This window comes from Nosocomiicoccus massiliensis, assembly GCF_002871345.2.
GTDB lineage: Bacteria > Bacillota > Bacilli > Staphylococcales > Salinicoccaceae > Nosocomiicoccus > Nosocomiicoccus ampullae_A.
On record NZ_CP136964.1, the window covers coordinates 229,932 to 252,914 of the forward strand.

19 protein-coding genes and 1 other RNA gene are annotated in these 22,983 nt (G+C 36.5%); 16 read left to right on the forward strand and 4 right to left on the reverse strand.

Going from position 1 to position 22,983, the window contains the following annotated elements:
- Window positions 1-41: 41 nt before the first annotated feature.
- The 14 genes from obgE (at window position 42) to aspS (ending at window position 17,353) form a co-directional block, all read left to right on the forward strand.
- Window positions 42-1,322 (forward strand): GTPase ObgE, encoded by a 1,281-nt coding sequence (obgE, locus tag CJ229_RS01145; RefSeq protein ID WP_070456338.1) that lies wholly within the window; start codon window positions 42-44, stop codon window positions 1,320-1,322.
- An 8-nt stretch (window positions 1,323-1,330) separates the two neighbouring features.
- On the forward strand, window positions 1,331-1,924 hold the full coding sequence (gene ruvA / locus CJ229_RS01150; protein ID WP_070623915.1) for a Holliday junction branch migration protein RuvA: 594 nt from the start codon (window positions 1,331-1,333) through the stop codon (window positions 1,922-1,924).
- Between the two features lie 17 nt (window positions 1,925-1,941).
- Window positions 1,942-2,955, forward strand: coding sequence for a Holliday junction branch migration DNA helicase RuvB (gene ruvB, locus CJ229_RS01155; protein ID WP_102167646.1), 1,014 nt, complete (start codon window positions 1,942-1,944; stop codon window positions 2,953-2,955).
- Window positions 2,952-3,974, forward strand: a complete 1,023-nt coding sequence (gene queA / locus CJ229_RS01160) for a tRNA preQ1(34) S-adenosylmethionine ribosyltransferase-isomerase QueA (RefSeq protein ID WP_102167645.1) — start codon at window positions 2,952-2,954, stop codon at window positions 3,972-3,974. Before ruvB ends, queA begins: the two co-directional genes overlap by 4 nt.
- 7 nt (window positions 3,975-3,981) lie before the next feature.
- Complete coding sequence (gene tgt / locus CJ229_RS01165; protein WP_070456342.1) at window positions 3,982-5,130, forward strand: tRNA guanosine(34) transglycosylase Tgt; 1,149 nt, start codon at window positions 3,982-3,984, stop codon at window positions 5,128-5,130.
- A gap of 14 nt (window positions 5,131-5,144) precedes the next feature.
- On the forward strand, window positions 5,145-5,402 hold the full coding sequence (gene yajC, locus CJ229_RS01170) for a preprotein translocase subunit YajC (protein ID WP_068128162.1): 258 nt from the start codon (window positions 5,145-5,147) through the stop codon (window positions 5,400-5,402).
- Window positions 5,403-5,506: 104 nt separating this feature from the next.
- Window positions 5,507-7,786, forward strand: a complete 2,280-nt coding sequence (secDF, locus tag CJ229_RS01175; protein ID WP_102167644.1) for a protein translocase subunit SecDF — start codon at window positions 5,507-5,509, stop codon at window positions 7,784-7,786.
- A gap of 47 nt (window positions 7,787-7,833) precedes the next feature.
- Entirely contained in the window at window positions 7,834-10,080 is a 2,247-nt protein-coding gene (recJ, locus tag CJ229_RS01180) for a single-stranded-DNA-specific exonuclease RecJ (protein ID WP_102167643.1), read from the forward strand.
- A 68-nt stretch (window positions 10,081-10,148) separates the two neighbouring features.
- On the forward strand, window positions 10,149-10,667 hold the full coding sequence (locus tag CJ229_RS01185) for an adenine phosphoribosyltransferase (RefSeq protein ID WP_068128169.1): 519 nt from the start codon (window positions 10,149-10,151) through the stop codon (window positions 10,665-10,667).
- A 63-nt stretch (window positions 10,668-10,730) separates the two neighbouring features.
- A complete protein-coding gene (locus tag CJ229_RS01190; protein ID WP_102167642.1) occupies window positions 10,731-12,890 on the forward strand; it encodes a RelA/SpoT family protein in 2,160 nt (719 codons plus the stop codon).
- Window positions 12,891-12,900: 10 nt separating this feature from the next.
- On the forward strand, window positions 12,901-13,353 hold the full coding sequence (gene dtd, locus CJ229_RS01195) for a D-aminoacyl-tRNA deacylase (protein ID WP_040928787.1): 453 nt from the start codon (window positions 12,901-12,903) through the stop codon (window positions 13,351-13,353).
- On the forward strand, window positions 13,353-14,081 hold the full coding sequence (locus tag CJ229_RS01200) for an N-acetylmuramoyl-L-alanine amidase family protein (RefSeq protein ID WP_102167641.1): 729 nt from the start codon (window positions 13,353-13,355) through the stop codon (window positions 14,079-14,081). Before dtd ends, CJ229_RS01200 begins: the two co-directional genes overlap by 1 nt.
- Window positions 14,082-14,339: 258 nt before the next feature.
- Window positions 14,340-15,596, forward strand: a complete 1,257-nt coding sequence (hisS, locus tag CJ229_RS01205; RefSeq protein ID WP_102167640.1) for a histidine--tRNA ligase — start codon at window positions 14,340-14,342, stop codon at window positions 15,594-15,596.
- Window positions 15,596-17,353 (forward strand): aspartate--tRNA ligase, encoded by a 1,758-nt coding sequence (gene aspS / locus CJ229_RS01210; protein WP_102167639.1) that lies wholly within the window; start codon window positions 15,596-15,598, stop codon window positions 17,351-17,353. The genes hisS and aspS overlap by 1 nt, the downstream gene beginning before the upstream one ends.
- A 41-nt stretch (window positions 17,354-17,394) precedes the next feature.
- Here aspS and CJ229_RS01215 read toward each other — a convergent pair whose 3' ends face one another.
- The 3 genes from CJ229_RS01215 to CJ229_RS01225 are packed head-to-tail and all read right to left on the reverse strand — an operon-like array spanning window position 17,395 to window position 19,763.
- Entirely contained in the window at window positions 17,395-19,083 is a 1,689-nt protein-coding gene (locus tag CJ229_RS01215; RefSeq protein ID WP_102167638.1) for a b(o/a)3-type cytochrome-c oxidase subunit 1, read from the reverse strand.
- Complete coding sequence (locus tag CJ229_RS01220) at window positions 19,083-19,565, reverse strand: cupredoxin domain-containing protein (RefSeq protein ID WP_068128190.1); 483 nt, start codon at window positions 19,563-19,565, stop codon at window positions 19,083-19,085. Before CJ229_RS01220 ends, CJ229_RS01215 begins: the two co-directional genes overlap by 1 nt.
- Before the next feature lie 18 nt (window positions 19,566-19,583).
- Window positions 19,584-19,763 (reverse strand): cytochrome c oxidase subunit 2A, encoded by a 180-nt coding sequence (locus CJ229_RS01225; RefSeq protein ID WP_068128192.1) that lies wholly within the window; start codon window positions 19,761-19,763, stop codon window positions 19,584-19,586.
- A 203-nt stretch (window positions 19,764-19,966) separates the two neighbouring features.
- Here CJ229_RS01225 and CJ229_RS01230 point away from each other — a divergent pair, with 203 nt between their 5' ends.
- Window positions 19,967-20,671, forward strand: a complete 705-nt coding sequence (locus CJ229_RS01230) for a Crp/Fnr family transcriptional regulator (protein ID WP_102167637.1) — start codon at window positions 19,967-19,969, stop codon at window positions 20,669-20,671.
- Between the two features lie 51 nt (window positions 20,672-20,722).
- A non-coding RNA gene (ssrS, locus tag CJ229_RS01235) (6S RNA) lies at window positions 20,723-20,911 on the forward strand.
- Window positions 20,912-21,668: 757 nt separating this feature from the next.
- On the opposite strand, the gene CJ229_RS01240 is transcribed toward ssrS, so the two are convergent.
- Window positions 21,669-22,934, reverse strand: a complete 1,266-nt coding sequence (locus CJ229_RS01240) for a replication-associated recombination protein A (protein ID WP_068128193.1) — start codon at window positions 22,932-22,934, stop codon at window positions 21,669-21,671.
- Window positions 22,935-22,983: the final 49 nt, after the last annotated feature.

Genomic DNA, 22,983 nt, shown 5'->3' on the forward strand with positions numbered 1-22,983 from the left:
TCAGTATATTATGTATAATAGATAAGAATGGAGGTGTCGGTATGTTTGCAGATTATGCGAAGATCTATGTAAAAGCAGGAAACGGTGGTAATGGAATCGTTGCGTACCGAAGAGAAAAATATGAACCTATGGGTGGCCCAGCAGGTGGAGACGGTGGTAACGGTGCAGACATCGTTATGGAAGTCGACGAAGGGCTTAATACGTTAATGGACTTTAAATATCAGCGTCACTTTAAAGCAGAGCACGGTGAATCTGGTATGAGTTCAAATAAACACGGTAAAAGTCGTGAACCGATGATTTTAAAAGTACCACCAGGTACAGTAGTTAAAAATGCTGAAACTGAAGAAGTCATTGCAGATTTAACGACACATACTCAGCGTGCAGTCATCGCAAAAGGTGGTCGTGGTGGACGAGGGAACTCTCGTTTTGTATCGAGTAGAAATACAGCACCAGATTTTGCTGAAGGTGGAGAACCAGGAGAAGAATTCGACCTTATATTAGAATTAAAGTTAATGGCGGACGTCGGTTTAGTAGGATTTCCAAGTGTTGGAAAGTCGACGTTATTAAGTCGTGTATCTCGCGCGACACCAAAAATTGCGTCATATCCATTTACAACGATTCAACCGAATTTAGGTGTTGTAATCGTTAGAGATAAGTCATTTGTTATGGCGGACTTACCAGGGTTAATTGAAGGTGCAGCTGAGGGAACAGGTCTTGGAATACAGTTTTTAAGACACGTCGAACGTACTAAAGTTCTCGTACACGTCATCGACATCGCAGAAACAGAGTATAGAGATGCGGTGGAAGACTATAAAATCATTCGCAATGAATTAAAAGAATACAACGAGAAATTATTAAAACGACCAGAAATTATCGCTTTAAATAAAATCGAAGTACTTCAAGATAGAGAAAATATTGAACGATTTAAACGTGAAGTCGAGACGGATTCTAAAATTGTTGAAATTTCAGCAGTGACTGGAGAAGGTATTCAAGCGTTAAACGATTTAATTATCGAAACGTTAGAAAATTATGTCCCTGAAGAGGAAGAAGAAACAATAGACCAAGACGTGCGCGTCGTGTATCGACATGAAAAACAAGAAGCACCGTTTGAAATTAAACGCGGTATGGACGGAACATTTGAAATTCACGGTAAAGAAATCGAAACGCTATTTATGCGTACAGACTTCTCGCGTGACGCAGCAGTCAGAAGATTTGCTCGCCAAATGCGTTCGATGGGTATCGATGACGCGTTAAGAGAAAAAGGCGTACAATCTGGAGATGTCGTTAGAATTAAAGACTTTGAATTTGAATTTATTGAATAGGTGAAAATATGTATCAGTATATTAAAGGCACGCTCACAGAAATTCATGCGAATTATGTGACACTGGAAACAGCTGGTATTGGGTATTTAATCGTTGCTGCAAATCCTTATCATTTTGAAAAGTATTTAAATCAAGAGACGCGTATTTACGTTGAACAAATCGTTCGTGAAGATAGTCTCACGCTATATGGGTTTAGCAGTATAAGTGAAAAGGAAATGTTTCAGTCGCTATTAAAAGTGACTGGAATTGGACCAAAAAGTGCGCTCGCAATTCTCGCGACGTCAACACCGTCTGAAGTCGTAAATGCGATTGAAAACGAAGATCAAAAGTATTTACAAAAATTCCCTGGTATAGGTAAGAAGACCTCTCAACAAATCATTTTAGATTTAAAAGGGAAGTTAAAAGCAGACTTTAAAGCTGAGGTAAAACTACAGCAATCAACGCGTTCAAACGACGTCATTGTAGAGGAAGCACTTGAAACATTAAAAGCACTCGGATACAGCAAACGTGAGTTAAAATCGTTAGAAAAATATTTATCGAAGCAAGAACTCACAACTGTCGAAGATGCAGTGAAATTAAGTTTAAGACATATCGTTGAATAGAACAGGAGACGATAATCATGGACGATAGAATTTTAGAACAGTCGCTAATAGAAGGTGAAGCGAGAGAAGAGTTATCGCTTCGCCCGTTATATTTATCACAATATATCGGTCAAGATACGATTAAAAGGAATTTACAAATTTTTATAGATGCGGCAAAGATGCGTGAGGAACCACTCGATCACGTTATTTTACACGGTCCACCGGGGCTTGGTAAAACTACGTTATCAAATATTATCGCGCATGAAATGAACGTAAATATACGAACGACTGCAGGTCCTGCAATTGAACGTGCGGGAGATTTAGCGGCGATTTTATCGAGCTTAGAACCTGGAGATGTTTTATTTATCGATGAAATTCACAGGCTCCCGCGTATCGTCGAAGAAATTTTATATTCTGCGATGGAAGATTATTTTATTGACGTTGTCATCGGTCAAGGAGATGAAGCGAGAAGTATTCGTATTGACTTACCACCATTTACGTTAGTCGGTGCAACGACGCGTTTTGGTAGTTTATCAGCACCGCTTAGAGACCGTTTCGGAATACAATTACGATTAGAATACTACTCAAACGACGCGTTACAAACGATTGTTGAACGTACCGCGGATATTTTTGACGTGAAAATCGATGAAACGTCTGCATACGAACTCGCGAGAAGAAGTCGCGGAACTCCGCGTATTGCGAACCGCTTATTAAGACGCGTTCGTGATTTCTCAATGGTGAAAGGTGAAGCGTCGATTTCACTAGAAACGACGAATGATGCACTACGCGTTTTAGAAGTCGATGAAGAAGGACTCGATCCGATTGACCATAAAGTCATGACGACAATTATCGATACGTATGGCGGAGGTCCTGTCGGTTTAGAAACAGTCGCTGTATCAATTGGCGAAGAGGTCGTGACGTTAATCGATGTATACGAACCGTATTTAATCCAACGTGGATTTTTACAACGTACACCAAGAGGTCGTGAAGCGACAGCAAAAAGTTATGACTATTTTAAACGACACAAACATATAGAGGATAATGAATCATGAAATTAACCGATTTTGATTTTCACTTACCAGAATCACTCATCGCACAACATCCGCTTAAAAATCGTACGGATTCTAAGTTATTAGTGTTAGATAGAGAGACTGGTGAAATGGAAGATCGTCATTTTTATAATATAATCGATTATTTAAAAAAAGATGACGTTCTCGTATTAAATAATACACGCGTACTACCTGCGAGACTCCACGGACATAAAAAAGACAGTGGCGGTCACGTTGAAATGTTATTACTTAATCCTGAAACGAATGGATATAAAGTACTCATTAAACCTGCGAGACGTGTGCATGTTGGAACGGAAATAGTGTTTGGTGACGGTGAACTAACAGCAACTCCGTTAGAAAAGCATGACAACGGTATTTATATCGTAAAACTTCAATATGATGGTATTTTAGAAGAAGTGTTAGATGGACTTGGTGAAATGCCACTTCCACCATACATTAAAGCACAATTAGAAGATAACGAAAGATATCAAACTGTATTTTCAAAACATAGCGGAAGTGCAGCTGCACCGACTGCTGGGCTTCACTTTACGACTGAGTTACTTAGTCAAATAAAAGAAAAAGGTGTAGATATCGTCTACATTACGCTTCACGTTGGACTTGGTACATTTCGACCAGTCGCAGTAGAAAACGTTGAAGAGCATGATATGCATAGCGAATTTTATTCAATTGAAAAATCTACTGCTAAAAGACTGAACGAAGCAAAAGAAAAGGGCCATCGTATTATTAGTGTTGGCACAACGTCGACGCGTACGTTAGAAGCGAATTTTAGAACGTATAAAAAATTCGTAGCAACGAGTGATTGGACGGATATATTTATTTATCCAGGTCAAGATATATTATCTGTAGACGGTCTTATTACAAATTTCCATTTACCGAAATCGACATTATTAATGCTCGTAAGTACGGTTTCTACACGAGAAAATATTTTAAAAGCATACAATCATGCGGTAGAAAAAGAGTATCGCTTCTTTAGTTTTGGCGATGCGATGTTAATCATTTAGAGGTGAAATTATGGCAATACGATATGAACACGTTCATACGTGTAAACAGTCTGGTGCACGTGCTGGGCGTTTACATACGCCACACGGCATTATTGAAACACCAATATTTATGCCTGTCGGGACACTCGCAACAGTAAAAGGGATGTCACCAGAAGAATTATTAGAAATGGGTAGTCAGATTATTTTATCAAATACATATCACTTATGGTTAAGACCAGGCAGTGATCTCGTACGAGAAGCGGGTGGGCTTCATAATTTTATGAACTGGCAAAAACCGATTTTAACAGACTCTGGTGGATTCCAAGTATTTAGTTTATCGAACATTCGTACAATCGAAGAAGAAGGCGTACACTTTAGAAGTCATTTAGACGGTTCAAAGTTATTTTTAACGCCTGAAAAGGCAATGGATATTCAGCACGATTTAGGTGCAGATATTATTATGTCATTTGATGAATGTGCACCAATTCCAGCAACTCGTGAATACGTTAAAGATTCGTTAGAACGTACGACACGATGGGCAGAGCGTGGGTTAAATTACCATGTGAAATCTGGAAACGATAAAAAACAAGCGTTATTTGGAATCGTTCAAGGTGGAGAATATAGCGATTTAAGAAAGCAAAGTGCGAGAGAAATTACGTCGTTAGATTTTCCTGGATATTCTATCGGCGGATTATCTGTCGGAGAACCAAAACCATTAATGTATGAAATGTTAGAAGAAACGGTCCCGTTATTACCGTTTGATAAGCCGAGATATTTAATGGGTGTTGGTTCACCAGATGCGTTAATTGAAGGAGTCATTCGTGGTATCGATATGTTTGACTGTGTATTACCGACACGAATCGCACGAAATGGTACGACGATGACGAGTCAAGGACGTCTCGTCGTTAAAAATCAAAAATATAGCCGTGATTTTAGTCCGCTCGATCCAAATTGTGATTGTTATACGTGCCGTAATTATACGCGTGCTTATATCAGGCACTTATTTAAAGCAAATGAAATGTTCGGTGCTAGACTTACGACTTATCATAACTTACATTTTCTGTTAAACTTGATGAGTGACGTTCGTCAAGCAATATTAAATGACAGTCTTTTAGATTTTAAAGAATATTTCTTTGAAACATACGGACTTAATAAAGAAAATGCTAAAAACTTTTAAGAGGAGGGAATCACGTGGATTTACTAGTAACTTTACTACCATTTATCGCAATTTTTGCTGTGATGTATTTTTTAATGATTCGTCCAGCACAAAAGCGTCAAAAACAAATTAATGAAATGCAAGCAGGTTTACAAAAAGGTGATGAAGTTGTAACAATCGGAGGCCTTACAGGTGTCGTTGAATCTTTCGATGCGAACTACATGTATTTAAAAGTCGATGAAGGCACAACTTTAAAATTTGAACGCCGTGCGTTACACCAAGTAACTAAGTAATTGAAAGTCGACAAATGTCGGCTTTTTTTAATTTATATTTAGTTTTAACCAAATTATCGTTATAATGTATATATTAATTTACATAACATAAAAAGGGTGACACTGTGAAAAAGAAACCAAGTAGAATTATAAGTATGTTACTCATCGTCGTACTTTTAGGTACAGCGATTGGGCTTACTTATAAAGACATAGTTAAAGACGTTAACTTAGGTTTAGACCTTCAAGGTGGATTTGAGGTACTTTACCAAGTTGAGCCACTAGAAAAAGACGATACGATTGAACAAAAAGATGTCGAAGCGACAGCTTCAACACTAGATTCACGTGTAAACGTACTCGGTGTATCTGAACCGAACATTCAAATAGAAGAAGGAAATCGTATCCGAGTACAACTTGCCGGAGTTGAAAACCAACAAGAAGCACGTGAGTTACTTTCAACGCAAGCAGAACTTACAATTCGTGACGTTGAAGATAATGTTTTACTATCCGGTAAAGATTTAGTACAAGGTGGGGCGAGTCAAGGGTATGACGATTTAAACCAACCGATCGTATCTTTAAAATTAAAAGATGCAAGTAAGTTCCATGAAATAACAAAAGAAATTTCTGAAAAACAGAAAGGAGCAAATCTTTTAGTTATTTGGATGGACTTTGAAGAAGGCGTCGACTCTTTCGTTGAAGAAGCCAAAAAAGAAGATTCTAAATATATTTCAGCAGCTTCAGTGGATAAGCCAATTAACTCAACAGAAGTAATGATTTCTGGAGGGTTTGGTGATAAAGAAGGGTTACAACGTGCTCAAAACATTGCAGCATTACTAAACTCTGGTGCGTTACCTGTTAAGTTAACTGAAATTTATTCGACAAGTGTCGGCGCACAGTTTGGTGAAGAGGCGCTCGATAAAACTGTAACAGCAGGTTTAATTGGTGTCGCAATCGTACTCATTTATATGCTTATTTTCTATAGAGTACCAGGACTCATTGCGTCAGTTACACTCGTCGTGTACATTTACTTAACGCTCGTAATGTTTAACTTAATTAGCGGTGTGTTAACACTCCCTGGTATTGCAGCGTTAATATTAGGGGTCGGTATGGCCGTTGACGCAAATATTATTTTATATGAACGTATAAAAGAAGAAATACGAATCGGACGAAGTATTAAAGAATCGTATAAAAAAGGTGCGAATCAGTCATTATGGACAATTATTGACGCGAACTTAACGACGTTAATCGCTGCGATTATTTTATTCATATTCGGTACGTCTAGCGTTAAAGGATTCGCGACGATGCTCTTACTATCTATTTTAATGAGTTTCGTTACAGCAGTATTCTTAACTCGCGTACTGATGCGTTTACTCGTTTCATCTGGCTGGATGGACAACAAACCGCAGTTATTCGGTTTAAAGAAAAAGCATATCCATAACATTCGTGAAGGGGTAAATGTTCAAGAACTAACGACTGTTTGGGATGGACTAAAATTTGCAGAACATGCGAAGAAATTCTTCCTATTAAGTGGTCTCATTATCGTAGCAGGAATCGCTATTTTATCAATATATAGACTGAACCTCGGAATCGACTTTACGAGTGGTACACGTGCAGATATTGTCGCTGAGTCTAATACGACAGAACAGTCTGTAAGAGATGATTTAGTTGAACTTGGACTAGAGCCAGAAAGTTTAACGAAGTCAGGGGATAAGACAGTTGTTGCGCGCTACTCAAAAGATTTAGATAAAAACCAAATTGCAGAGTTACAATCGTTCTTTGAAGAGAAGTATGGCGAAACTCCGATGACGAGTACAGTGAGTCCAGTCGTTGGACAAGAGCTCGTTAAAAACGCAATTAAAGCATTACTTATAGCGTCAGTTGCGATTATTATATACGTAACGATTCGTTTTGAATGGCGTATGGGATTACCGGCTGTTCTCGCTCTACTTCATGACGTATTTATAATGATTGCGGTATTCAGTTTCTTTAGATTAGAAGTCGATATTACATTTATTGCCGCAGTACTGACAATCGTCGGTTACTCAATTAACGATACGATTGTTACGTTAGACCGTATTCGTGAAAACAATAAAAAGATGAAAGTATATCATAGTGAAGACGATATTAATCGCCTCATCAATACGTCATTAAGACAAACGATGACACGTTCATTAAACACAGTAATTACTGTAATCATCGTCGTTGTTTTCCTCGTATTTATGGGAAGCGAATCGATCTTTACGTTCTCAGTTGCGTTACTCGTTGGTTTAATTAGTGGTGTATACTCATCTCTATTTATCGCAATTCAATTATGGGGTGTTCTTAAAAAGAGACAACTTCGTAAAAATGGTGGTAAACTAGTTGTATACGAAGAAAAACGTAGTAATGACGATAAAGTATTAGTATAAAATAACGTCTAGGCAAATCGCCTAGACGTTTTTTAAAGGATGATTATATGTACGAGTCAACATATCATTGGATTTTAAATGAAAATGAATCGTCTATTACAGACGAACTTATCGAACGATATAAATTAAGTGAACTCAGTCAACATATTTTAGAAAATCGTGGGTTCACATCTGAAGATGATTTAAAGAAAATATTAGAACCAGAAACACATTCACCGTCACTCATATATGATATCGACAAAGCGACAGAGTTAATCCAGGAGCATGTTAACAATCAAAGTCGAATTTTAATATACGGGGACTATGATGCGGATGGAATTACGAGTACGACGATTCTTTATAAAGCGTTAAAAAAACGAAATATAAACGTGTATTTCTTTATCCCAAATCGTGTCGATCACGGTTATGGTTTAAATTATGATTTATTAAAAGAAGAAGTCATCGGGAATTTTGACTTAGTAATTACAGTTGATAATGGGGTCACACATATTAAAGAAATTGAATTACTAAGAGAGAATGATATAGACGTCATCGTCATCGATCACCATGAATTTAGTGAGGAAATGCCAAATGCAGTTATCATTCACCCGAATCATCCAAATGGAAATTATCCATGTAACAACTTAGCCGGGGTCGGTATTACTTATAAAGTGATTGAAGCGCTAGGATACGTTGAAGATGAATTTATTGGCCTTGTTGCGATCGGAACGATTGCAGATATGGTGCCGATGTTTGATGAGAATCGATATTTTGTCATTCATGGGTTAGATTATTTAAACAGTCATACGAATATTGGTGTAAAAGCACTGTTGAATGCCGCGAAATCTTCAGGTGAAATTACCGAAGAGACGGTCGGTTTTACGATTGCACCGCGTTTAAATGCAACGGGTCGTATAGACGAAGCGAGTATATCAGTATCTCTCTTACTTTCAGAAAGTTATAGTGAAGCGGAAATGATAGCTACAGAAATAGAGATGTTAAATGATACTAGGAAGCAAATGGTTGAGGATACGTACGCTGAAGCGGTAGAGTTTTTAAATGCTGACGATAACATTCACGTCATTTACGGTGATTTATGGCATCCTGGTGTGTTAGGAATCGTTGCTTCTAAAATAGTTGAAGCATACGGTGTACCGGCAATTTTACTGACAAAAGATGAAGATGTATACACTGGAAGTGCGCGTTCAATTAATACGATAGAACTACTTCAAGAATTATCACATTTAAAAGTGTCTCATGTTGCACACGGACATAATCAAGCGTTTGGTATTAAAGTACCAATAGAATCCATGGACGATTTTAAAGATGAATTAACAGCGTACATGAACGACAAAGGATCTTCATCAAAACCGACTAGAGATGTTGATTTAAAGCTAACGAACAAGAACGTTACGACAGATGATATTAAGGCATTAAATGCATTGCGACCGTTTGGACATGGATTTTTAGCACCAACAGTCATGATAAGTGGCGCACGAATTGATTCGATTCGCCAGCTCGGAGTTGATAACAAGCATTTAAAAATGACGCTTTACGATTATAGTTTTGAAGTCATCGGATTTAACTACGGGGAATTATACAACGAGACATCTCAAGGCGAGAAAATTTACATGATTGGAACGCTCGGTATCAACGAGTTTAACGGTGTAGAAAAAGTTCAACTCGTATTAAATGACGCTGAAATTAAAGATATGCAGCTATTTGATATGCGTTCAAAAAACAATCAAAACTTTAAACGTATTAATAAAAAGAGTGATATTTTCTTTATCGCTGAAGATAAAGAAAAGCTCGGTGATAACTATTTCCATTACGGTGAGACGATTATTTATAACGTTGACCAAGTGATTTTTAGAGATTTGCCAATTTCTATACAAAATTTTGAAGCATCAGTGAAGCAATTAAAAACTTCAAAACTCGTCGCTATTTTTGATGATAAAGATAATTTATTCTTTAGTGGGATTCCTAAAGTTCAAACGATTGAACATGTGTATGAAACGATTATTAATGCTGAAAATGGTGCGATTGACTTAAAAAAATATGCACCACAATTTGCAAAAAAACATAATATTACTATGGATATGCTCGTCAAAGTATTAAATGTTTTAGATGATTTAAATCGTGTTAAATTAAATGAAGGCGTCATTTTTTACAATGAGGATTTAACGTCTGATCTCGTCGTCATCGAATCGAAATATTTTAAACAACTTAGTGAAAAGTTAAATGCGGAGACGATTTTAAAAATGTCCTCGAGACCAGAGTTAAAAACATATATTGAAACGCTAATAAACGAATAAAAACGATGTGTATACGTATGAATTATGTTAAAATAATAGTATTAAATGTAAAGGTGCGAGATTATTAAATGAATTTACGACAGTATGTTTCTGAAGTAGAAAACTGGCCAAAACCTGGCGTACAGTTTAAAGATATTACGACTATTATGGATAACGGTGAAGCATTTGGCTACGCGGTAGATCAAATTGCTAAATTCGCTGAAGATAAAGACGTCGATATTATCGTTGGACCGGAAGCACGAGGATTTATTATCGGATGTCCAGTTGCTTATAAGTTAGGTATTGGCTTTGCGCCAGTGCGTAAACCAAATAAGCTACCGAGAGAAACGATCTCTTATGAGTATGATTTAGAATACGGTACAAACACACTTGAAATTCATAAAGATGCAATTAAAAAAGGTCAACGTGTGTTAATTACAGATGACTTACTTGCTACTGGTGGAACGATTGAAGCGGCGATTCATCTTGTTGAAGAGCTCGGTGGTATCGTAGTCGGACTCGCGTTTTTAATCGAGTTAAACTATTTAAATGGTCGAGATAAAATTAAAGACTATGAAATTATCTCATTATTAGAATATAATGAATAATAATTATAGTGCCTGAGCAATCAGGCACTTTTACATAACAAGACTTTTAAAGGAAGTGAGATCATGAGTGATAAAGAATACCCATATATTGCTGAAGATGTATTTAATTTATGTAGTGCATATATGAATGATGATGAGTTAAATATGGTTAAAGATGCTTATGATCTTGCTGAAAAAGCTCATGATGGTCAATTTAGAAAAAATGGATTGCCGTATATTTTACATCCAGTCCAAGTTGCAGGAATTTTAGCAGAGTTAAAGCTCGATGTAGCGACGATTGTCGCAGGATTTTTACACGACGTTGTAGAAGATACGCCGTATACTCATGAAGATTTAGTAAATATGTTCAATGAAGAAGTTGCGGTAATTGTTGATGGTGTAACGAAGTTAGAAAAAGTAAAGTACCGTTCACTAGAAGAGCAACAAGCAGAAAACCATAGAAAACTGTTCGTTGCGATCGCAAAAGATGTTCGAGTAATTTTAGTAAAGCTCGCAGATAGACTGCACAATATGCGTACGTTAAAAGCGATGCCTGAAGAAAAACAAATTCGTATTTCTAAAGAAACACTTGAAATTTACGCACCGATTGCGAACCGACTCGGGATTTCGAGTATTAAATGGGAATTAGAAGATATTTCATTACGCTATATCGATCCAAGTGCATATTTTAGAATCGTTAGTTATATGAAAAAGAAACGTAGTGAACGTGAAGTTATCATTAACAAAGCGATTGAACAAATCGAGAGTGAATTATCAAAATCGCATATCAAACATAGTTTATCTGGTCGCGCAAAACATATTTATAGTATTTACCGTAAAATGGAAGACCAACATAAACAATTTGACCAAATTTTTGATTTGCTCGCTGTACGTGTTCTCGTAGATGACATTAGAGACTGTTATGCAGTACTTGGTATTATCCATACGATTTGGAAGCCGGTACCTGGTCGTTTTAAAGACTATATCGCAATGCCGAAACAAAATATGTACCAGTCGCTACACACGACAGTTGTAGGCCCAAATGGGGATCCGCTTGAAATACAAATTCGAACGTTTGAAATGCACGAAATCGCAGAGCACGGGGTCGCTGCACACTGGGCATATAAAGAAGGTCAAAAGTTAAGTGCACCGACGAATAACTGGGTTAAAGAAATTGTTGATAACGAGTCATCTTATACGGATGCTGAAGAATTTATGGATGCATTAAAGAGCGATATGTTATCTGATAAGATCTATGTATTTACACCAAATGGTGACGTCGTCGAGTTACCACAAGGTGCAGTGCCGATTGATTTTGCGTATTCTGTACACTCAGAAGTCGGAAATCAGATGGTCGGAGCAAAAGTAAACGGTAAAATTGTACCGATTGATTTTACGTTAAATACTGGTGATATCGTCGAAATTCGTACGAGCAAACAGTCATACGGACCAAGTTTAGACTGGTTAAATCTCGTAAAGTCATCGAGCTCTAAAAATAAAATACGAGCGTTCTTTAAAAAGCAAGACCGTGAACAAAACGTTGAAAAAGGTCGCCTACAAGTTGAAGAAGAAATTAAGTTAAACGGTTTTAAACTAGAAGAAGCATTAACTGAAAAAACAGTCGCTCAAGTGTTAGAGCGTTATAATTTAAATCAAATCGATGATCTATATGCAATGGTTGGATATGGTGGTGTAACACCACAGCAAATCGTGAACCGTTTGACGAGTCATTTAAAACAAAAAGATACGTCACCTGTTCTTGAAGTAGAACGTAAAAAAGACTTTAAACAAACGACTTCAGAGTCTGGAGTAATTGTTGAAGGATTAGACGGTATGCTCGTGAGCCTTGCAAAATGTTGTAACCCGGTTCCAGGAGATGACATCGTCGGCTATATAACAAAAGGTCACGGTGTAAAAGTTCACGTCAAAAGTTGTGCGAACATTCAAAATGAAACAGAACGTTTAATCGACGTTTCATGGGTCGGAAGTATCGAGGACAAAGCACGCTATAAAGTGAATTTAGAAATTCACGGATTCGATCGAAATGGTTTAGTCAATGAAATATTAAACCTCGTGTCTAGTGAGAAAGTTCCGATTACTCAAGTGAGTGGCCAAACGAATACGAGTAATCATGCAAAAGTAAATATTTCGATTATGGTTCAATCTAAACCAGATTTACATCGTATCGTCGATAAGATTAAAAATTTAAAAGATATATATAGTGTTGAGCGCGTGTTTAAATGAGGTGTTATAAGTGAAAGTCGTATTACAAAAAGTGAGTCATGCATCAGTCATTACAAACGAGTTATATAATGAAATCCAAACCGGATATATGTTACTCGTCGGTGTGAGTGAGACATCTACGAAAGAAGATGCAAAAAAACTTGCTGAAAAAATTGTAAAGGCAAGAGTATTTGAAGATAACGACGGAAAAATTAACTTGTCGATCAAAGATGTCGGAGGAGAAATTTTAAGTATTTCTCAGTTTACGTTATATGCAGATGTCAGAAAAGGAAACCGTCCATCGTTTGTCGATGCTGCGAGTAAAGAGCATGCAAACGAGTTATATGAATACTTTAATGAGCAACTAAGAGAAGCAGGAGTTCTCGTTAAAACTGGATTTTTCGGAGCGCATATGGATGTGCGACTCACAAATAGTGGGCCGATTACTATTATATATGAAGCCAAAGAAGGTAAGATTATTTAATGAATGGAATAAAGGCATTCTTAAAAAAGGTCGGCCAATTTTTAATTTGGTTTCTTAAAACAAAAAAGCATGTATATGTAAAACCGTTATTTATATTTGTAACGTCTTTAATATTTATTTTTTCATTTATTTACATCGTAAAATCATATGAACCAAAAAATAATTATCAAAATATAACGATTGATTTTACAGAAAAGAAATATGACTTTAAAGGAAAAACAATCGTCATTGACCCTGGTCACGGTGGTACAGATCCAGGGGCACCGTCATACTACGGTGAAAACGAGGCAACGATTGTGTTATCCGTTGCGCTAAAGTTAGAAAAAGTGTTGAAACAATCGAATGCAAAAGTTGTCATGATTCGTAATTCTAATAAAACAGTAGAACTCGATGACCGTGAAGTCGAAGGAGATATTTTTATCTCACTTCATAGTGATGCGTTTGAATCTCCAGAACCTACTGGCTTTAAAACATTCTATACTCATGATAACCAAAAAGACTTAGCAACTGCTATGAATGAAGGTTTAGACCGTTACGCACTGTTACCGAATAATGGCGTTGAAGTTATGGGATATCAAGTAACAGAACAACTCGATTATCCTGCGACGTTAGTCGAACTCGGATTTTTAAGTAACGACGTTGATGATTATTTACTTAATACTGACGATTATCAAAATCGTTTAGTTAAAGGACTATTAGATGGCTTAGAAATATATCTTGAAGAGTAGATAAACATTTGACTATAAGTACGATATTAATTTATAATTTATTTAATCTAACTATAGAAGAAGTACGTTTAAAAATGAGCGAGCAGAGACGTCATGTTTGGTGAGAATGACGCATTTTAAAATGTTACAGACACTTCTATATATTAATAAAATAATTTTTAATGAAGAGTAAACCATTACTAAATTAGGGTGGCACCACGATATATTCGTCCCTTATACCATAAGCGGTATAAGGGATATTTTTATGGAGGGAAATGTATGATACAAATACCACGCGGTACGCAAGATATTTTACCGAAAGATTCTTATAAGTGGCAGTTTATTGAAGACACACTTATAGACGTTTGTGAAAAGTACAATTATCAAGAAATTAGAACACCAATTTTCGAAAGTACAGATTTATTCGTAAGAGCTGTTGGGGATACGACAGATATCGTCAATAAAGAAATGTACACGTTTAAAGATAAAGGCGATAGAAGTATGACACTTCGTCCTGAAGGTACAGCACCGGTCGTACGTAGTTATATTGAAAACAAAATGTACGGCGACCCCAATCAACCGATTAAAGTCTTCTACAATCAGCCGATGTTCAGATACGAACGTCAACAAAAAGGGCGTTACAGACAGTTCGTTCAGTTCGGTGTAGAAGCGATCGGTGTTGAAGATCCGTTAATCGATGTTGAAATTTTAAGCATGCTGATGGCGTTTTACGAGTCATTTGGTTTAAAAGATTTAGAGTTACACATTAACTCAATTGGTGACTTTGATAGTCGTAAAGAGTATCAAAAAGCACTTCAAGAACATTTTAGACCGAGTATTGATGAGTTTTGTTCTGACTGTCAGTCACGAATCGATTCAAATCCAATGAGAATATTAGACTGTAAAAAAGATAAAAATCACCCGTTAATGGCGACAGCACCAAAAATCACTGATTACTTAAATGAAGAATCACTGTCGTATTACGAAAAAGTAAAATCTCAACTCGACAAAATCGGTATTAAATACGTCGAAGATCCGAATTTAGTTCGTGGACTCGACTATTACACACATACTGCATTTGAATTAATGAGTACTTCAGATGGTTTTGGTTCGATTACTACGCTCGCAGGTGGTGGTCGATATAACGGTTTAGTAGAAATGTTAGACGGTCCGAAAGAAACAGGTATCGGATTTGCTTTATCTATTGAACGATTACTACTTGCACTTGAAGCAGAAGGTATAGAGATTAAAAACCCTCACACGCTAGATTTATATGTTGTGACGATAGGGGAAGAAGCAAGAGACTATGCGAGCGTGTTATTATCACGGTTAAGAAAAAATAAATTGACTGTCGATATGGATTATAAAGCTCGTGGTGTCGGAGCTCAGTTTAGAGATGCAGACCGTAAAGGTGCGACTTATACAATTGTATTAGGTGAAAATGAACTTGAAACTGGTCAAGTCAAATTAAAACATATGGCAACAGGAGAAGAAGTCGAAACTTCAATTGAAAACTTAGGGGAGGCTATTAAATAATGAGTAGAACACTCGTATTAGAAACGTTAGAACGATTAAACGAAACAGTAACATTAAAAGGCTGGGTACAACGCCGTCGTGACTTAGGTGGGTTAATCTTTATCGACTTAAGAGATGCTTCAGGCGTCGTACAAGTTGTTTTTAATCAAGATTATAAAGAAGCAACTGAAATTGCAGACACACTACGCTCAGAGTACGTTATTGAAGTAACTGGTGAAGTCGTTAAACGTGACCCGTCGACAGTGAACGAAAACATTAAAACAGGTGAGTTAGAAGTCGTTGCAAATACACTTAAAGTGTTATCTAAAGCGCAAACTCCACCATTCCAAATTGAAGATGAAGACGTAAGTGAAGACGTCAGACTAAAATATCGTTACGTCGATTTAAAACGTCAACGTTTACAAGAAACATTAAGAACACGCCATAAAACTACTGCAGCAATTCGTGAATTTTTAAATGACGAATTTTTCGTAGATGTTGAAACACCGTTTTTATCTAAATCAACACCAGAAGGTGCACGTGACTATTTAGTACCGTCACGTATTCACCACGGTGAATTTTATGCATTACCACAGTCACCACAAATTTATAAGCAACTACTTATGTTAAGTGGTTTTGAAAGATATTATCAAATCGTAAAATGTTTCCGTGATGAGGACTTACGTCGTGACCGTCAACCAGAGTTTACTCAAGTGGATATCGAAAAGTCTTTCACTGACGTTGAAGATATGATCGACTTAAACGAACGTTTATTAAAACACGTATTTAAAACAGTCAAAGGCTTAGACATTGAAACACCATTTGCACGTATGACATATGATGATGCGATGTTACGTTACGGTGTAGATAAGCCAGATACACGTTTTGATATGGAACTCGTAGAACTTAGCGAATTTAGTAAGAACGTCGACTTTAAAGTGTTTAAATCTACAGTTGAAAACGGTGGAATCGTTAAAGCAATCGTCGTTAAAAACAATGCAGACAAATACTCTAGAAAAGATATCGAAGCACTTGAAGAGTACGTAAAATTATACGGCGCTAAAGGACTAGCTTGGTTAAAATATAACGACGAAGCATTCTCAGGTCCAATTGCTAAATTCTTTGACGATGAAAAACAATCAGAATTAAAAGAACTATTAAGCGTTGAAGACAATGACCTCGTATTTTTCGGCGCAGATAAAGCATCTGTTGTAAATGCAAGTCTAGGTAACTTAAGAAATAAACTTGGTAAAGAGTTAGAGTTAATCGACGAAGATAAATACAACTTCGTATGGATTACAGATTGGCCATTATTTGAATACGATGAAGAGGAAGAACGCTTTGTTGCAGCACACCATCCGTTTACGTCACCAAAAGAAGAAGATATCGAGCTACTAGAAACAACACCAGAAAAAGTAAAAGCAAATGCTTATGACATCGTATTAAACGGTTATGAACTCGGTGGAGGGTCAATACGTATTTCTGATCCTGAACTTCAAGAGAAAATGTTCAAAGCACTTGGTTTCTCTGAAAAAGAAATGCACGATCAGTTTGGTTTCTTAATCGAAGCATTTAAATATGGAGCACCACCACATGGTGGTTTAGCATACGGATTAGATCGTCTCGTTATGTTACTAACAAAAACAGATAATATCCGTGACGTTATTGCATTCCCTAAAACAAGTAGTGCACAAGACTTAATGATGGATTCACCATCGTTTGTTTCAAACAGACAATTAAACGAATTACATCTTCAAATTAAACCAGAAGGTAAGTAATAAAAAAGAAGCTTAGCGATTGCTAAGCTTCTTTTATTTGATTACCAAGCTTTAAATCCTGGTGATCCTGGAATGTTTTCTGTAAAGATTTGTGAGATTGGAACTGTGTATGCAATTACGACTAAGAAAATCGTAATGATGATTAATAATCTCCAGTTTTCAACCCATTTAAGTGGTGCATCTCCATCGTCCATAAATCGAGCGATAGGGAATTCTTCGACAACATCTGTCTTCGGTGTTCTAAGTGATAAGAAGAATGCGAAGAATGCGATGATGATAGCGATTAGTAAGAATGAACCACCAATTGCTTGTAATAACTGATAACTGATCCACTCTTGAGCTACTTCATGCCCACCGTATTCAGAGAATGTTGAACGACGAGGGGCACCTTTGATACCTGCCATGTGCATTGCAAATGACATAATACCCATACCTAATGCCCACGTGTATGCTAACCATAAACCAAGTGAGTTTGTAAGTTTAGTCATTCTACCACCGACTAAGTGCGGAAGTAAGAACATCATTGCTGCAAAGTAAGTTAATACAACTGGTGTACCAACTGTAATGTGGAAGTGTCCAACGACCCACATCGTGTTGTGAACGACCTGGTTCATTTGACCAGATGCGTTGATGATACCACCGATACCACCAGGTACGAAGAATAACATACCGACAAACTGTAATACGAATCTTGAGTCGTTCCAAGGTAATTTCTTAAACCAATCGAATAAACCTGTCGCACCATTTTTACGTCCGAATGTTTCAAATGATGCAAATAAACTAAATGCTGTAATGAGAGATGGTACGATAACCATGAACGTTAATACAACTTGGAGTCCTTTCCAGAATGCATCGATTCCTGGTTCAACTAATTGGTGGTGGATACCAACCGGAATTGAGAAGAATAGGAATAATACGAAACTTAAACGTGCAAGTTTATCTGAGAAACCTTTAACTCCGATAATTTTAGGTAATATTGAATACCAAACCATATATGCTGGTAATAACCAGAAGTATACAAGTGCGTGTCCAAAGTACCAGAATAACGTACGTGTAAGTTTAACGTTAACTGTATCGATTAATCCGAATGACCAAGGGATAAGTTGAGTTAAAGCTGATGTTGCGATACCGATGTTACATACGTACCACATGACGTTGTTAATCACAGCGAAGTAAGCAATCGCAGGTGTTTTTTGACCTGGATTTTCTTTTTTCCATCTAAAGTAACGCTTAGTCTGAGCACCTGTTGCGAACCATGTACCTACGATGACGAGTGTTAAACCAACATAGAAGATACCGTGTGCTTTAAGTGGTGCATAGAATGTATATAATACTGATGCTTGGTTAGTTGCAATCATCACTGCAGCCATTAACGTACCGATTGTCATTAACCAAAAACCGATCCAACCTGACTTTCTTTCTCCGTCAGTTAAACTACCCATTGCTCTTGAAACAACAGCAGTTTGGAATCCTACAATAAAGAAGAATGTAAGAACTAATGCAAGAATAACACCGTGTAACGTTAAGATTTGGTAGTATCCAATATTAAACGGTAATTCAAAATATCCTGAACGAACAAATGTCTGTAATGCCCCTGCGAATCCACCAACTACGAGTGCAAAAATTACCCATAAGAAGTTCGCAAGAACTAATTTTGCGTCTTTTCTATTAATGACTGTGTCTGCTTTGTATAATTCATTTTTAGTTGTGTTTTTATAAGACTTCGCCATTATTCTTCACTCCCGACAACTTTAATGATTGATGTCATGTCCGTATGGCCAGTCCCACAATATTCGTTACATACAACTAAAAATTCGCCTTCTTTATTGAAAGTTGCATGATATTTAGAGATTAACCCCGGCTCTACCATCATGTTAATATTTGTCTTTGCTACTTCTAAACCGTGAATCACGTCTGGAGTTGTTACCATTACACGAACTCTAGAACCTTTCGGGATTTCGACTTCAGCAGGTTCATATCTAAACATGCTTGCGACCATGTATAAGTCATAATCGAATCCTTCTTCTTGTGACTCATATAAACCTGGTTCTTTAAATCTTGCATCGTCTCTCACGTGATCAGGGTTAATTGTTTCAATACCTGATGCTGCAGGTGAGTGACCTTGGTGAACTGCTGAAATTCCTAAAATAACAAGGAATAAGATTAATGAACCAGTTCCAAAGCTTAACCATATCTTTTCGTACTTATGCATTTATTTCACCTTTCCTTTTTACATTCTTTCCATAAATAACCAGAATACACCTAGCCAAGAAACTAACATTAGTGCGCCGAGTGCCATCGTAAAGAAAAACGTGCCTCGTAAATCTAAATTATGTACATCTTCAGTGACATTTTCGTTTTTTACAATATCTTTGTCATCATTTTGATGTACGACTTTTTTATCAGCCATAGTAATTCACCTTCCAATTCCGTATTCTTATACCTTTATTGTAGTGTATTTACCCTTTTAAAAAAGTGATAAAAGTCACACTTTGACTTATTTTCGTAACAATTTCATAGATATTTGTGATGTTTTTCTTGAAAACGTTCACAATATATGCTGTAAAAAGTGATAAAAGTCACAAAATATGATAGAATTTTGTTTAAAGGGAAGTGATTACTATCTCGAATTCTCAATTATTTAAACCTGAACTTATCCTTAAATACATAAAGCAAAATGGTAATGAATTAAAATTAAAGAAAAACGAATTTATTTATCACTCTGGAGATCCAACAGAACATATATATGTAATTGAAACTGGGGAAGTATTTGTTTTAAGAATGCAAGATGATGGATCAGAAAATGCAATCCGTTACTTAAAAGAAGATTGTTTGTTTGGAGCGCTCACTTTATTTTGTGGACCAAAGCGTCATTCTACGTTTGCTAAATCGAAAACTGAAGTACGTCTATATCGTATTGAACGCTCGATTTTTGAACAAAAAATACTTTCAGATAATTCATATACAATAGAATGGATGCGTTGGCTTGAAATTGAAAGACAAAGACACTCTTCTAAACTAAGAGATTTACTTTCATATGGAAAACTCGGTGCACTTGCTAGCGTCCTTGTTCGATTATCTAACTCGTTTGGTGTAGAGACGAAGAGTGGTATTGTGATTGACACGAAGCTAACAAACCAAGAACTCGCGATGCTCGCTAGTACCTCCCGAGAAGTCGTGAATCGATATTTAAAAGAATTAACAAAAGAGGGTATCATTGACGTAAATCGTAAGATTATTACGATTAAAGATATTAAGCGATTAAGAAAAATTATTAACTGTGAAAACTGCGATGTTAACTTATGTCAGATTCATTAAATACAATTTCTTTGCATGAATACACAGTATATGCTATTATAATAACAAGTAAAACATCTGATGCGTTCGTGATGTGCCGGTTTTATTTTGACCTAACACCTATAAAATCGGGAGCTTGGCGTCCGAATATAATTGGAACGCCCGGATTTAACGGGACTTCATGAGTATTTGGCAGGGCACCCACCTGCACAAAGCAGGCCAAATCATCTGGCAAAAACACACGACGCTATCGGATGTTTTAAAGACAGTTACTTTGTAACTGTCTTTTTTTTGAAAAAAATCAGATAAAATTCTTTAAAAATTTTTAAAGTATGTTACTATAGTAAAGTAAAAAAATAAACGTGAAAGGTTGCGTGATTTGATGGTATCTGTCAGTCAGATAATTACGAAAAGAAAGCAAAAATTAAATGCTAAAAACGCATCGAAATCATGTGATTTACTAAAAAAACGAAAACAACTAAAAAAACAAATTAACAATAATATCTTAATCTAAAAGGTGAGTATCTGGGTGGTACTCGTTTTTTGTTTAAATATCTGAGGATGATTTAACGTAAAAGTCGTCTACGTAAAATTGTTTTTAATCTTTTGATATAAATCGGATTTATGTAAAAGAGGTTGCGGTTTCGTTAACACAATTGCTCTAATCGTTAAATTAATGAGATAGTCGTTGACGTAAAAGTGATTTGCGTAAAATTAAGATGTTCGAGACGATAAAAATGCGAGTATCTGGGTGATAATCGCCTCGTTTTCATTTTATGAACGGTTTTAATTTTCGTTCTGTTTAAATAATAGGATATGATTTAACGTAAAAGTCGTCTACGTAAAATTGTTTTTAATCTTTTGATATAAATCGGATTTATGTAAAAGAGGTTTCGTTAACACAATTGCCCTAATCGTTAAATTAATGAGATAGTCGTTGACGCAAAAGTGATTTGCGTAAAATTAAAACATCGAGTACATATAAAAGGCGAGTATCAATTGGATACTCGCCTTATTTTTATTTTACGAACGGTTTTAATTTCTCGTACGTCTCATTTAAATAACTTTCATATTTGGATGATCCCGTATCTTTAAAGTATTGTTTTGATTTTAAACTATCTGGTAAATATTGCTGTTTTACGACGTGGTTATCGTAGTTATGCGGATATTTATATCCGATTGCACGACCGAGTTCTTTTGCACCTTTATAATGACCGTCTTTTAAATGGTCTGGTATGACGCCGATATGTCCTTTTCGTATATCTGATAAAGCACTGTCGATACTTTTGATTGCTGTATTTGATTTTGGAGAGAGTGCTAAATCTATAACTGCTTGTGCGAGAGGTATTCTCGCTTCCGGGAATCCAAGTCGTTCTGCTGCGATGATCGCGTCTAGTGTGCGGCTTGGTAGTTGCGGGTTACTTAGCCCGATATCTTCATAACTAATGACGAGTAATCGTCTTGCAATTGTAACGAGGTCTCCTGCTTCTATTAATCGTCCTAAATAATGAAGTGCCGCATCGACATCACTACCGCGTATTGATTTTTGAAAAGCACTCATTACGTCGTAGTGTTGATCGCCGTCTTTATCGTGCAAGAATTGACTATGTTGCATCGTATCTCTCGCGTCTTCAAGTGTAACGTGAATCTCTTTATTTGTATCACTTAATACTGCAAGTTCTAGGCCGTTTAATGCACTTCTAATATCACCATTTGCTGCATGGATAAAGTGCTCTAAAGCATCATCATCTACGGTTACATTTAAATTACCAAGGCCACGCTCCTTATCATTTAAAGCGCGCGTGAGTCCAGTTTTAACATCCTCATCTGTTAATGGATGTAGTTCAAAAATTTGTGTTCTAGAGCGAATTGCAGGATTAATGACGTGGTACGGATTTGACGTCGTCGCACCGATTAAAACGATTTTTCCGCTTTCTAGATGAGGGAGTAAAAAGTCTTGTTTTCCTTTATCGAGTCGGTGGATCTCATCGAGCATTAAAATTACGCTACCGCTCATGTCTGCTTCAAAAACAATTTGTTCCATATCCTTTTTAGAGCTAGACACCGCGTTTAACGTTCTAAATTTATATTTAGTACTGCCAGCTAATGCGTTCGCAATACTCGTTTTACCTATACCTGGGGGACCGTAAAAAATCATCGATTGTAGTCTTTTAGCATTTACCATTCGTCTGATAATTCCTTTTTCTCCGACGAGATGTTCTTGGCCAAGTACTTCATCGATTGTTTTTGGTCGCATGCGAAAACTTAATGGTTCATTTGACATTAGATTTTTCACCAACTTTTTCGTTATAATTATAATCATAACATAAGAG